Origin of the sequence: Limnohabitans sp. 63ED37-2 (assembly GCF_001412535.1) — a bacterium.
Classification (GTDB): Bacteria; Pseudomonadota; Gammaproteobacteria; order Burkholderiales; family Burkholderiaceae_C; genus Limnohabitans_A.
Genome location: NZ_CP011774.1, coordinates 2,752,013 through 2,763,786, shown reverse-complemented (window position 1 = coordinate 2,763,786; position 11,774 = coordinate 2,752,013). Strand labels below are relative to the sequence as shown.

The window sequence follows — 11,774 nt, the reverse complement described above, 5'->3', positions numbered from 1 at the left end:
CATGAACTTGCTCGACATGAAAGGCCGCCACGCGGTCATCACCGGTGGTGCCACGGGCCTCGGTTTTGCTATTGCGCAACGCATGCTGGCCTCGGGCGCTCGCGTCACCATTTGGGACCGCGATGCCGCAGGCATGGCCAAAGCCGCCGAACAACTGCGCCAAGGCCAGTTGGGTGCCGTGGTCAACACGGTGCAGGTGGATGTGGCCGACCACGCCTCGGTGGTGAACGCCACCGCACAAACCACGGCGCTGGCAGGCGTCGATGTGCTGGTCAACAGCGCGGGCATCACTGGCCCCAACGTCAAGGTGTGGGACTACCCGGTGGACGCCTGGAAGCAGGTGTTCGATGTGAACGTGCATGGCCTGTTTCATTGCTGCCGCGAACTGAGTGCCCACATGAAGACCCGCAACTACGGGCGCATCGTCAACATCGCCTCAGTCGCAGGCAAAGACGGCAACCCCAACGCCAGCGCTTACAGTGCGAGCAAGGCGGCGGTGATTGGCCTGACCAAATCGCTGGGCAAAGAGTTGGCCGACACGGGTGTGCGCGTGAACTGTGTCACCCCGGCGGCTGTGAAGACGGCGATCTTTGATCAAATGACGCCCGAGCACATCCAGTTCATGCTCTCCAAAATTCCGATGGCCCGCTTTGGCGAGCCCGAAGAAGTCGCCGCCATGGTGACCTGGCTGAGCACCGAAGAATGTTCCTTCTCCACCGGCGCGGTCTTTGACTTGTCCGGCGGCCGTTCCACTTATTGATTTGAAAACTGAAAGGCAACCATGAAACTCGTTCGTTATGGCCAACCCGGCAAAGAGAAACCCGGTCTGATCGACGCTGAAGGCCGCTTGCGCGACTTGAGCGGTGTGGTCAAAGACATCTCGCCCGACCAACTGAACGACAAGGCCTTGGCCAAGTTGGCCAAAGTCAAAACCGACAAGCTGCCCCTGGTGCGCGGCAAAAAGCGTTTTGGAACGCCCATCTCGTACACCAGCAAGTTCATCGCCATTGGCTTGAACTACGCCGACCATGCGGCTGAGTCGAACATGCCCATCCCAGCCGAACCCATTGTGTTCACCAAGGCCATTTCTTGCATCCAGGGTGCCAACGACGACGTGATGCTGCCCAAGGGCTCCAAAAAGTCCGATTGGGAAGTCGAACTGGGCATCGTCATCGGCACACGCGCCCGTTATGTCACGCAAAAAGACGCGCTCAACCATGTGGCCGGTTATTGCGTGGTGAACGACGTGAGCGAGCGCGAATACCAACTCGAGCGCGGCGCCACCTGGGACAAGGGCAAGGGCTGCGACACCTTTGGCCCCGTGGGCCCCTGGCTGGTCACCCGCGACGAAGTCCCCAATCCGCAAGCCCTGGGCATGTGGCTCGACGTGAACGGCGTGCGCTTTCAAACCGGCAACACCAAGACCATGATTTTTGGTGTGGCCAAGCTGGTCAGTTATGTGAGCCAGTTCATGACGCTCGAGCCCGGCGACATCATCACTACCGGCACGCCCCCCGGCGTCGGCATGGGCGTCAAGGTGGACGGCAAGCCAGCACCGGTCTTCTTGAAGCGCGGCGACGTGATGCGTTTGGGCATCGATGGCCTTGGTGAGCAAACCCAAAAAGTGGTGGCCTTCAAACTCTGATGCACCCGTCTGGACACATGGCCAGGGCGGCAAGCCCTGCCATGTGTCCAAACTTCACCCCAAACCCCTACACTAAGGGGCATGTCCGAGACCACACCCCCCCCAAAAACCGCTCCTGTTCAAACGGTCGCCATTTCGCTGGACGACCGCAGTTACGACATCCAGATCGGCCAAGGCCTGCTGAGCCGCCCTGACACTTGGGCCGGCCTGCCCAAGGCGACAACGGCCATGATCGTGACCAACAACACGATTGCGCCGCTGTACGAAGCCGCTTTGCGCAGCGCGATTACCCCGCATTACAAACAAGTCCACACCGTGGTGTTGCCCGATGGCGAGGCGCACAAAGACTGGCAGACCCTGAACCTGATTTTTGACGCGTTGCTGGGCCAAGGCTGCGACCGCAAGACGGTGCTGTTTGCGCTGGGCGGCGGTGTGATCGGCGACATGACCGGCTTTGCGGCGGCCAGCTACATGCGCGGCGTGCCCTTTGTGCAGGTGCCGACCACGCTTTTGTCGCAGGTGGATTCGTCGGTGGGCGGCAAGACCGCCATCAACCACCCGCTGGGCAAAAACATGATCGGTGCGTTCTACCAGCCGGTGCGTGTGGTGTGCGACTTGAACACCCTGGCCACCTTGCCCCTGCGTGAGCTGAGCGCGGGCTTGGCCGAAGTCATCAAATACGGCCCGATTGCCGACATGGCTTTCTTGGGCTGGATCGAGGCCAACATCGACGCGCTTATGGCGCAAGACCCGTCCGCGCTGGCGCACGCTGTCAAGCGCAGCTGCGAGATCAAGGCCTGGGTGGTGGGTCAAGATGAGCGTGAAGCGGGCCTGCGGGCCATCCTGAATTTTGGCCACACTTTTGGCCACGCCATAGAGGCGGGCTTGGGTTTTGGCGTTTGGTTGCACGGTGAAGCCGTGGGCTGCGGCATGGTCATGGCGGCAGAACTCTCGCATCGATTGGGCAAAGTCGACGCCGCATTTGTGGCGCGTTTGCGGGCCTTGATCGCGCGTGCAGGCTTGCCGGTGCGCGGTCCGGTCATTGACGCGACCGACAACGCGGGCCATTACATCGAACACATGCGCCTCGATAAAAAAGCCATCGGCGGCGACATCCAGTTTGTGGTGATCGACGGCCCCGGCCAAGCCACTGTCTGTGGTGCGCCCGACGCGATGGTGCGCGAGGTGATCAACGCCTGCTGCGCCTGACCCATGTTGGCCGATTCACTGGATTTGCCCGTGGATTCAAGCCAGCCATTGGCCAGCTTGTCGGCGCTGGCCTGCGACCCGGCGCAAAGCCGGGGCCGGCGCTTTGCCGAGCCGCCTGCGCCCACACGCAACGCTTTCCAGCGCGACCGCGACCGCATCGTGCACTCCACCGCTTTTCGGCGGCTGGTTTACAAAACACAGGTGTTCCTCAACCACGAAGGTGACCTGTTTCGCACGCGGCTCACGCATTCGCTCGAAGTCGCGCAGCTGGGCCGCTCCATCGCCCGCGCCCTGGGCTTGAACGAAGACTTGGTCGAAGCCGTGGCGCTGGCGCACGACCTGGGCCACACACCTTTTGGGCACGCGGGGCAAGACACGCTCAACGAATGCATGGCCGAGCATGGCGGCTTTGAGCACAACCTGCAAAGCCTGCGCGTGGTCGACCAACTCGAAGAACGCTACCCCGCGTTCGACGGCCTGAACCTGAGCTTTGAAACCCGCGAGGGTGTACTCAAACACTGCTCGCGCGCCAACGCCGAGCATTTGGAACGGACCGAGCCGGGTGGGGTGGGGCGGCGCTTCATCGACCGCACCCAGCCCAGCCTCGAGGCCCAGCTGTGCAACCTGGCCGATGCGATTGCCTACAACGCACACGACATCGACGACGGTGTGCGCTCGGGGCTGATCAGCATCGAACAACTGCTGCAGGTGGAGCTGTTTGCGCACTACCACCAACAAACGCTGGCCGAGCATCCGGGCTTGTCAGAAAAGCCGCGCCGCGTTTTGTACGAAACCATTCGACGCATGCTGAGCGACCAGGTGTACGACGTGATCAACACCACCCGCCAAGCGGTGGCGCAGGCGGGCGTGTGCACGCCGGCCGAGGCCCGCTTGGCCGGGCCGCTGGTGGCGTTCAGCCCCGGCATGAAGGCCCGCAGCGTCGAGCTCAAAAAGTTTTTGTTCGCACAGCTCTACCGCCACCCCCAAGTGATGCACACCACCGGGCAAGCCCAGCAGGTGGTGCGCGAGTTGTTCGCCGCTTATGTGGACCAGCCTGCTGAAATGCCGACCGTCTTTGCCGCCAGTGCCGACCTGCACCGCTCGGTGGCCGACTACATCGCAGGCATGACCGACCGCTTCGCCCTGCGTGAGCACGAACGCCTGACGGGGCGCAAGTTGCTGTGAGCTCGGTGAGCGCCCACCGCGCCGCTTGGCTGGTCGTGCTCGCGGGCGGCGTGGCGGCTTTGCAGGTGGGCAAGTTGCCACCCGCCTTGCCCGCACTGCAGGCCGAGCTGGGCCTCACGCTGGTTCAGTCTGGTTTCCTCTTGTCCATGGTGCAACTCGCGGGTATGAGCCTGGCCGTGTTCATGGGCTTGTGGGCCGATGGCATGGGTCTAAAGCGCAGCATGGTGCGCGGCCTGTGCTTGCTGGCGCTGGCCAGTGGTTTGGGCGCCTTCGCCACTTCGACCGCCGCTTTGCTGGCGCTGCGGGCCATCGAAGGCTTGGGCTTTTTGCTGGTGGCTTTGCCCGCCCCAGCTTTGATTCGCCGCCTGGTGCCGCCGGCGCAGTTGTCCGGCATGCTCGGCGTGTGGGGCGCGTACATGCCCACGGGCACGGCACTGGCTTTGATGGCCGGGCCGCTGTTCATCCCGGCCTGGGGCTGGGGTGCTTGGTGGGGTTTGTTTGCGGGCGTGTCCTTGGCCATGGCCGCTTGGGTTTGGCGCAGTGTGCCCACCGACCCAGTCGCCCACTCAGACTCTGCTGGGCAAGGTGCTTGGCTTCGGCTGCGCCGCACCTTGAGTGCCCGAGGCCCATTGCTTGTGGCCCTCACCTTTGGCATGTATTCGGGCCAGTGGCTGGCGGTGGTGGGTTTCTTGCCGTCCATTTACGCCGCCGCTGGCGTGGGTGGTGCATTGCTGGGCGTGCTCACGGCCTTGACGGCGGCCGTCAACATCGTGGGCAATATGGCTTCGGGCCGATTGCTGCAGCGCGGCTGGGCTCCCCGCAGCACGTTGTGGCTGGGCTTTGGCGCGATGGCACTGGGCAGCACGGTGGCCTTTGCCCCTTTCACCGAGAGCCTGCCTTGGTTGCGTTTTGCCGGGGTGTTGTTGTTCTCGGGCATGGGCGGTTTGGTGCCGGGCACCCTGTTCAGCCTGGCGGTGCGTCTGGCCCCGGGTGAGCAGCAAGTGGCCACCACCGTGGGCTGGGTGCAGCAGTTGTCGGCGCTGGGGCAGTTTATCGGGCCACCCGTGGTGGCGGCCGTAGCAGCGCGGGCAGGCGGCTGGCAGTTCACGCCGCTGGTCACGGTGGGGTGCTGTGGGGTGGGTGCGGTGCTGGCTTGGCTGGCTGGTCGCTTGCTGCCACAGGCACAATCTCGCCCATGACCGACATGAACACCCCCGAAATTGCCGACACCGTGCGCTGGATCGAACGCGCTGTGATCGGCCTGAACCTTTGCCCTTTTGCCAAAGCCCCGCACGTCAAGGGCCAGATCCATTACGTGCTGAGCGAGGCCAAGGGCCTCGAAGGCTTGCGCGACGAGCTGATCGAGCAGCTGCTGGCGCTGGCCGCCATGCCTGCCGAAGAGCGCGAGACCGTGCTCTTGATCGTGCCGCAGATGCTGCAGGATTTTCTGGAGTTCAACGATTTTCTGGACGAGGCCGATGCCGTGCTGGAGGAGCTGGACATGGAGGGTGTGTTCCAGGTGGCGAGTTTTCACCCACAGTTTCAGTTCGCCGACACCGAGCCGGACGACATCGGCAACTTCACCAACCGCTCGCCTTACCCCACGCTGCACCTGCTGCGCGAGGAGAGCATCGACCGGGCGGTGGAGGCTTTCCCCGAGGCCGAGATGATTTACGAAACCAACATCGAGACGATGGACAAGTTAGGTGCTGAGGGCTGGAAAAAGCTGGATGTGGGTCCAAGCCCATGAAAAAGCAAAAGGCCAACGACAACGCCGCATCGCAGCTGCCGCCCGAAGTGCGCCCCGGCCAGTCGGTCGAGTTGCTCAAAGAACTTCACATCCTGACCCGCGACGGCAAACTCAACCAGGACTCACGCCGCAAGCTCAAGCAGGTTTACCACCTGTTCCAGTTCATCGAAAAGTTGCTCAAAGAGTTGCCTGCCAGCGACAAAGGCCCCACTTTGGCCGACCACGGCGCGGGCAAGTCGTATCTGGGCTTCATCATTTATGACCTGTTTTTCAAGGCCTTGGGCCAAGGGACGATCTACGGGATCGAAACCCGCAGTGAATTGGTCGAGTCGTCCAAAGCCTTGGCCCAAAAGCTGGGCTTTGATCGCATGCGCTTTTTGAATGTGAGTGTCGCCGAATCGACGCAAAGTGATGAATTGCCAGCGCAGATCGATGTGGTCACTGCTTTGCATGCTTGCGACACCGCCACCGACGATGCCATCGCCTTTGGCCTGCAAAAGAAAGCCCGCTACATGGTGCTGGTGCCTTGCTGCCAGGCCGAGTTGGCCCGAGCGCTCAACCAGAACAAGGCGCTCGATTTGCAGCGCACGCCTTTGGCCGAGTTGTGGCGTCACCCCCTGCATACCCGCGAAGTGGGCAGCCAACTCACCAACGTGTTGCGATGCCTTTATCTGGAGTCACAGGGGTACCAAGTGACGGTGACTGAGCTGGTGGGCTGGGAACACAGCATGAAGAACGAGCTGATCCTGGCCAAGTACACCGGCCAGAAGAAACGCGCCTGCGGCGAGCGCCTGCTGGCGCTGCTGCAGGAGTTTGGGGTGGAGGCGCTGATGGGCAGCAGGTACCCGCTGGTCACCAGACCAGAAGCGGTCTGATCTGGCGCTCAGCAGATATCACACGCTTTATTGCGGCTCAATCTTCGCGTCGCGAATGGCTTTGGCCCATTTGGCGGTTTCGGCTTTGGAGCGTTGTGCCAAGGCCTCGGGTGAGGCGGGAGCAGTCTCAAAGCCCAAGGCGGAGAAGCGCTCCAGAATGGTCTTGTCGGTGGCCGCAGCATTCACCGCCGCATTGAGCTTGGTGATGATGTCCGCGGGTGTACCTGCTGGGGCAAAGACCGCGAAGTAGGCGATCAGTTCATAGTCCTTCAGGCCCAGAGCTTCGTTCACGGTGGGCAGTTCGGGGATGGCTTTGGAGCGCTGGGTCGAAGTCACGGCCAGTCCACGAATTTTCCCAGCTTTGACCTGAGGCAGCATCACAGCAAAGTCAGCACTGAACATGTTCACCTGGCCGCCAATCAGGTCGGTCATGGCTGCTGGGCCGCTTTTGTAGGGCACGTTGGTCATCTGGATGCCAGCCATGCTAGAGAGCATTTCGCTGGACACCAATTGCGAGGTGCTGGCGCTGGCAAAGGTGATTTGTGTGGGCTTGGATTTGGCCAGGTCCACAAACTCTCTGAGGTTCTTGGCGGGCACGTCGTTGTTCACGGCCACGATCAGCGGCACCGAGCCCATGTAGGCTACAGGCGCAAAGGCGGTGTCCTGGTCATAGGGCAGCTTTTTCATCAGGCTTTTCAGCGCCGCGTTGGTGCTGTTGGTGCCGATCAGGATGGTGTAGCCGTCCGGGGCTGATTTGGCCACCGCGTCGGCGCCGAGCATGCCGTTCACGCCAGCGCGGTTGTCCACTACCACAGGCTGGCCCAAAACTTCAGACATTTTTTGGGCAAAAGCGCGGCCGATTTGGTCGGTCGCGCTACCCGCGGCAAAAGGCACGATGGCCTTGATGGGTTTGTTCGGGTAGGCCTGTGCCATGGCTTGGGTGGCTAAAAGGCTGAGGCCCAGGGCGGCAGACAACAAAGAGGCGATGCGCAAACGTTTCATGGGTTCTCCAATGGGTCAAACAATCATTCAATCATAAATGTCAGCAGGTGCGCACTCAGGCATTTCCCGTGGGCATCCAAAGCCAGCGAGCGTGTCACCCCGCCGCCCAGCGATTGGTGCATGACAAAGTTGAGTGCGCCCAGTTGGGGCAGGGCGTAGCGTTCCACCGGGCCATGCACCGTGCCTGCAAAGTGGGCCTGCACCCGTTCGGCGCTCAGGTGTTGTTCCAGCAGGGCATAGTCTTTTGGGTCGTAAGCGATGACCGACAAGGTGGTCCGGTTGCCTTTGTCGCCAGTGCGGGTGTGGGCGATGTCGCGCAGCAGCATGTCAGTGTCCTTCGGCGTTGAGCAACACGGTGGTGGTGTGCACGGCGCTGCGCGGCATGAGCACGGCGGCTGCGGCGATGACTTCGCGCACTGCGCGTGTGGCACCACCGCCACCGGCTGGTCCATTGGTGTACAGCGCTTCGACTTCGTGCGCTACATGCTGGGCGTGTTGCAAAGTGGGCACGCGCAGGGCCACTCGGGCACGCACTTCGGCGGGTTCTGGCCGCGCTGGGCTGGATGGTCCAAAGATCGCGTTCACACCGATCAGGTCGTATCGGGCCTCAAACTCGGCGTAACCGGCATCGGCCAGCCGTTGGCGCACCAGGTCCAGCGCCAGTTGGCCCCGCGCTTGTGCGCCCGGCCCGGCATAGCTCATCTGGCCTTCGCCAATGAAGCCGTCACGGTAGCCCAGCGTGACCTTGAGCGTTTCGGTGCGTGGGTGGCCGCTGCCACCGGTGACCTGCACGCGGTCTGGGCCCACCTGTGTCAGTTGCACCTGAGAAAAATCGGCCACCACATCCGGCTGCAGGTAGCGGGTTGGGTTCTCGATTTCGTAAAGCAATTGTTCGGTGCACGTAGGCACCGTGACGCAACCGCCCGAACCAGCCACTTTGGTGATGACGGCATCTCCCGAGGCGCTGACTTCGGCCAGCGGAAAGCCTAGCCGGGCCATGTTGGGCACATCCTTGTAACCCGGGTCGGCAAAGTAGCCGCCGGTGATTTGCGCCGCGCATTCCAGCAAATGCCCGACCAGCACGCCTTTACCCAAGCGCGTCCAGTCGTCAGCGGCCCAGCCAAAGTGGTGCATCAAGGGCGCCAAAAACAGCGCCGGGTCGGCCACGCGGCCTGTGATGATGACCTGTGCGTCGGTTTGCAAGGCAGGCAGCAAGGCTTCGGCGCCCAAATAGGCATTGGCAGAAATCAGTTGGGCTTGTAAATCAGCCAGGGTTTGTGTGCTCTCCAGCACGGGCAACGCCCTGCCGGTTTGGGTCAGGGTGGACAGCACATCGTCGCCCAGCACCACCGCCACTTTGACTTGCGGCAAGCCCAATTCACGCGCCACAGCCAGCACCGCATGCCCAGCTTGCAGCGGGTTGGCCGCGCCCATGTTGCTGATGATGCGGGTGCCTTGACGGATGCATGCGGGCAGCACGGCCCGCATCCGGGCCACCAGCATCGGGTCAAAACCCGCGGTCGGGTCTTTGGAGCGTTCGAGTTGCGCCAAAGCAATCGTGCGCTCGGCCAGGCATTCGAACACCAGATAGCCGAGCTGGCCCTTTTCGGCCAGCTCCAAGGCGGGTGCAATGCGGTCACCCGAATAACCTGCGCCTGTGCCGATGCGAAGTGTTGTCTTCATGGCCCAAGCTTAAGTGCGTTGGGCACACGGGTCTGTCACATCGGAGCTTGGGTCAGTAAATGACAGCCACAGGCACTCTTCCTACAGTGGGTAGGCCTGCTTGCATCCATGCAGCCATGCCCCCTCGGTACCAGATGACTTGGGTGTAGCCCAGTTGGCGAGCCCGCATGGCTGCGTTCACCGACAACCAGCATTCTGAGCTGGCGCAATAGAACACCACAGCTTGGTTCAAATCAGGCGCTGCGGCCAACATCATGTGGCGAAAGCGCTCGTTATAAGCTTGATCCAACTTCTCATCGTCGAAAGCCAGTCCGCTGTTGATGAAATTCAGCGCACCGGGAATCACCGGGCCAAAAACGGCCGTGTCGATGACAACTGGCCGGTCGCTTTTTTTCATGGCCTGAGCCAAGGTCGCCGTGTCCCAGCGCTGTACGCCGTCCAGTGATTTGGGGGTCATGCCAGTGACCTGGTTACCGGTGCGCAAACGCGAAGGGGCGCTGCCGCCTGGCTCATCGCGTTCGGCTTGACTGAGCGAAGGAGCAGGTGCTGGCAGCTGACCAGACAAGGTAAGGGCTTGGCTTTGCGCCTCTTCGTAGAGGGGGAGCACTTCATGCTCGTTGACGGACACCAAACGACAAAGTTTGGGGTTGTTTTTGGCGTGGTTGCACTGGTACAGCGCTCCCAACATGGCCCGTCCGGGGTCATCCACACCCCATCGCACACCGTATCCCATCTTGCCCCAGCCGATGGCCAGGGCTTTGTTGTGGTTGGCACTCAGATAGTTGGTGAAGGTCCGTTGACCAATGGTCTTGCACAGCAATTGGCCATTGCAAAGCCCTTCAATCAGTGTTCCCGCGCGGTCATGCATGTCCAAGATGGGCTCGCCCAGGGATTTGCCAAAAAAGCCCAGTTGTACCTTCATGCTGTCGGGCAATTGCAGCGGCACGGTGTCGGCTTGTGTCACCACGCCCAGACTGAATGCATCTTTGCCAGTGTATTGCTGGCATTGTTCGAAAGGTGTTTGGCCAGTGGGACAGAACCACGGCGTGCGGTCTTTTTCTTGCGTGCGTTGGAGCTCGCGAATCCTTAAAAATCCAGAGGCCTCTTTGATGTCGTAAAGGGCTTGGTTGATGACCTGAGCATCGAATTTTTCGCCCATTTGTTGTTTGTACAAGGCATACATCTGAGGCATGTGCGTGGTGTTGACCCGTTTCGAGTCCTTGTCGTGTGCGCCGTGGATGCCGACCATGGTGGTTCTTGGCAAGCTACCCGTGCCAAATGCGCGTTCTTGACCCGCCATAAAAATCAATGAACAAGCCGACATGCAGAAACCGGAAGCCACCGTTTTGATCTTGGCGCTTTGCACCATCCTTGCCACTTGCATGCCGGTCCACAAGTCACCCCCAGGCCCGTTGACCAAAATCAATCGCTCTATGCCGCCTTTGGCGAAAGCCTCCTTGAACTGTAAAAAGTCCTGATCGACCGTGGGCCCTGTGGCGAAAAGGTCGTTGCCGACGCGCTCCAGAGTCATGGCGTTCAAGTTGGAGGACAGCCAAAGCGACAGACACAAAGTCAAGGCTTTGAAAACTCGGTTCATCAGGACCTCGCGCAACAGTTAAACAACAGCCCCGTATTTTGCATAAGAAAGTAGTGATTCCGGGGTGATTTAATTGGGGTCAGATCCCAATTAAACTGCCAGTCTCTTTCAGGGAGTTCCCCATGGCCCGCCAACCCCGCCTCACCGTTGCCGCTTACCCGCACCACGTCATTCAGCGCGGCAATGATCGTCAACTCATCGTGCGCGACGATGCGGACCGCGAGCGTTTGTTGGCGCTGTGGCAGGAGCATGCGCAGGCTTTCAAGGTGGCCATCCATGCGTATGTGATCATGGACAACCACTTTCATCTGTTGTTGACGCCCGAGACCGACGAGGGGCTGCCGCAGATGATGCAGGCGGTGGGGCGGGCCTATGTGCGCTACTTCAATTTGCGGCACCAACGCACCGGCACGCTGTGGGAGGGGCGCTACCGCAGCAACCTGATTGAGAGCGAGCGGTATTTGTTGGCCTGCATGGTCTACATCGACCTGAACCCGGTGCGGGCGGGCATGGTGGCGCAAGCCGCCGACTTCAAATGGTCCAGCCACAGGCACTGTATTGGGCAGGTGAGTGACAAGTTGGTGAAACCGCATGCCCTGTTTTGGGGCTTGGGCAACACCCCCTTTGCCCGAGAGGCGGCGTATGCCGAGCTGGTGCAGACCGGCCTGGCGCAGCGCGAAAAGGACCAACTCACACAAAGTGCCTTGTCGGGTTGGGCTTTGGGGTCGGCCGACTTTGTGGGTGGCTTGCAGCAAGCCACTCAGCGGCGCTTGGTGCCGGGCAAGGCCGGCCGACCGGCCAAAAAGACCCTTGATTGAATCTGTCCCT

Annotated in this window: 12 protein-coding genes; 8 read left to right on the top strand and 4 right to left on the bottom strand. The window is 61.3% G+C overall.

What is annotated here, in order from left to right; genetic code table 11:
* Nucleotide 1: 1 nt before the first annotated feature.
* The 7 genes from L63ED372_RS13010 (at nucleotide 2) to L63ED372_RS12980 (ending at nucleotide 6,664) form a co-directional block, all read left to right on the top strand.
* Complete coding sequence (locus L63ED372_RS13010; RefSeq protein WP_062406401.1) at nucleotides 2-760, top strand: SDR family NAD(P)-dependent oxidoreductase; 759 nt, start codon at nucleotides 2-4, stop codon at nucleotides 758-760.
* Between the two features lie 21 nt (nucleotides 761-781).
* Nucleotides 782-1,645, top strand: a complete 864-nt coding sequence (locus L63ED372_RS13005) for a fumarylacetoacetate hydrolase family protein (protein ID WP_062406399.1) — start codon at nucleotides 782-784, stop codon at nucleotides 1,643-1,645.
* An 81-nt stretch (nucleotides 1,646-1,726) separates the two neighbouring features.
* Nucleotides 1,727-2,854: a 3-dehydroquinate synthase gene (gene aroB, locus L63ED372_RS13000; RefSeq protein WP_062406395.1), complete on the top strand. Its 1,128-nt coding sequence runs from the start codon at nucleotides 1,727-1,729 to the stop codon at nucleotides 2,852-2,854.
* A gap of 3 nt (nucleotides 2,855-2,857) precedes the next feature.
* Nucleotides 2,858-4,039: a deoxyguanosinetriphosphate triphosphohydrolase gene (locus tag L63ED372_RS12995; RefSeq protein WP_062406393.1), complete on the top strand. Its 1,182-nt coding sequence runs from the start codon at nucleotides 2,858-2,860 to the stop codon at nucleotides 4,037-4,039.
* Nucleotides 4,036-5,238, top strand: coding sequence for an MFS transporter (locus tag L63ED372_RS12990; RefSeq protein ID WP_062406391.1), 1,203 nt, complete (start codon nucleotides 4,036-4,038; stop codon nucleotides 5,236-5,238). Before L63ED372_RS12995 ends, L63ED372_RS12990 begins: the two co-directional genes overlap by 4 nt.
* Complete coding sequence (locus L63ED372_RS12985) at nucleotides 5,235-5,789, top strand: DUF1415 domain-containing protein (protein WP_062406389.1); 555 nt, start codon at nucleotides 5,235-5,237, stop codon at nucleotides 5,787-5,789. Before L63ED372_RS12990 ends, L63ED372_RS12985 begins: the two co-directional genes overlap by 4 nt.
* Nucleotides 5,786-6,664, top strand: a complete 879-nt coding sequence (locus L63ED372_RS12980; protein WP_062406387.1) for a class I SAM-dependent methyltransferase — start codon at nucleotides 5,786-5,788, stop codon at nucleotides 6,662-6,664. The genes L63ED372_RS12985 and L63ED372_RS12980 overlap by 4 nt, the downstream gene beginning before the upstream one ends.
* A 27-nt stretch (nucleotides 6,665-6,691) precedes the next feature.
* On the opposite strand, the gene L63ED372_RS12975 is transcribed toward L63ED372_RS12980, so the two are convergent.
* Genes L63ED372_RS12975 through L63ED372_RS12960 form a run of 4 tightly spaced genes read right to left on the bottom strand, consistent with a single transcriptional unit; the run spans nucleotide 6,692 to nucleotide 10,946 of the window.
* Nucleotides 6,692-7,666: a Bug family tripartite tricarboxylate transporter substrate binding protein gene (locus tag L63ED372_RS12975; protein WP_062406385.1), complete on the bottom strand. Its 975-nt coding sequence runs from the start codon at nucleotides 7,664-7,666 to the stop codon at nucleotides 6,692-6,694.
* A 23-nt stretch (nucleotides 7,667-7,689) separates the two neighbouring features.
* Nucleotides 7,690-7,992 carry an AtuA-related protein gene (locus L63ED372_RS12970; RefSeq protein WP_062406383.1) on the bottom strand — a complete coding sequence of 101 codons (303 nt, stop codon included), beginning with the start codon at nucleotides 7,990-7,992 and terminating at the stop codon, nucleotides 7,690-7,692.
* A 1-nt stretch (nucleotide 7,993) separates the two neighbouring features.
* A complete protein-coding gene (locus L63ED372_RS12965) occupies nucleotides 7,994-9,349 on the bottom strand; it encodes an acyclic terpene utilization AtuA family protein (RefSeq protein WP_062406380.1) in 1,356 nt (451 codons plus the stop codon).
* A gap of 52 nt (nucleotides 9,350-9,401) precedes the next feature.
* Nucleotides 9,402-10,946 (bottom strand): rhodanese-like domain-containing protein, encoded by a 1,545-nt coding sequence (locus L63ED372_RS12960; RefSeq protein ID WP_062406378.1) that lies wholly within the window; start codon nucleotides 10,944-10,946, stop codon nucleotides 9,402-9,404.
* A gap of 122 nt (nucleotides 10,947-11,068) precedes the next feature.
* Between L63ED372_RS12960 and L63ED372_RS12955 the strand changes: the two genes are divergently transcribed.
* A complete protein-coding gene (locus tag L63ED372_RS12955; protein ID WP_062406376.1) occupies nucleotides 11,069-11,764 on the top strand; it encodes a transposase in 696 nt (231 codons plus the stop codon).
* Nucleotides 11,765-11,774 lie beyond the last annotated feature (10 nt).

Excerpts from the sequence above, each read along its gene's own strand:
- L63ED372_RS12970 (WP_062406383.1), bottom strand. The coding sequence starts at position 7,992 with ATGCTGCTGCGCGACATCGCCCACACCCGCACTGGCGACAAAGGCAAC.
- L63ED372_RS12955 (WP_062406376.1), top strand. The coding sequence starts at position 11,069 with ATGGCCCGCCAACCCCGCCTCACCGTTGCCGCTTACCCGCACCACGTC.
- L63ED372_RS12965 (WP_062406380.1), bottom strand. The coding sequence starts at position 9,349 with ATGAAGACAACACTTCGCATCGGCACAGGCGCAGGTTATTCGGGTGAC.
- L63ED372_RS13005 (WP_062406399.1), top strand. The coding sequence starts at position 782 with ATGAAACTCGTTCGTTATGGCCAACCCGGCAAAGAGAAACCCGGTCTG.
- L63ED372_RS12985 (WP_062406389.1), top strand. The coding sequence starts at position 5,235 with ATGACCGACATGAACACCCCCGAAATTGCCGACACCGTGCGCTGGATC.
- L63ED372_RS12980 (WP_062406387.1), top strand. The coding sequence starts at position 5,786 with ATGAAAAAGCAAAAGGCCAACGACAACGCCGCATCGCAGCTGCCGCCC.
- L63ED372_RS12995 (WP_062406393.1), top strand. The coding sequence starts at position 2,858 with ATGTTGGCCGATTCACTGGATTTGCCCGTGGATTCAAGCCAGCCATTG.
- L63ED372_RS13010 (WP_062406401.1), top strand. The coding sequence starts at position 2 with ATGAACTTGCTCGACATGAAAGGCCGCCACGCGGTCATCACCGGTGGT.
- L63ED372_RS12975 (WP_062406385.1), bottom strand. The coding sequence starts at position 7,666 with ATGAAACGTTTGCGCATCGCCTCTTTGTTGTCTGCCGCCCTGGGCCTC.
- aroB (WP_062406395.1), top strand. The coding sequence starts at position 1,727 with ATGTCCGAGACCACACCCCCCCCAAAAACCGCTCCTGTTCAAACGGTC.
- L63ED372_RS12960 (WP_062406378.1), bottom strand. The coding sequence starts at position 10,946 with ATGAACCGAGTTTTCAAAGCCTTGACTTTGTGTCTGTCGCTTTGGCTG.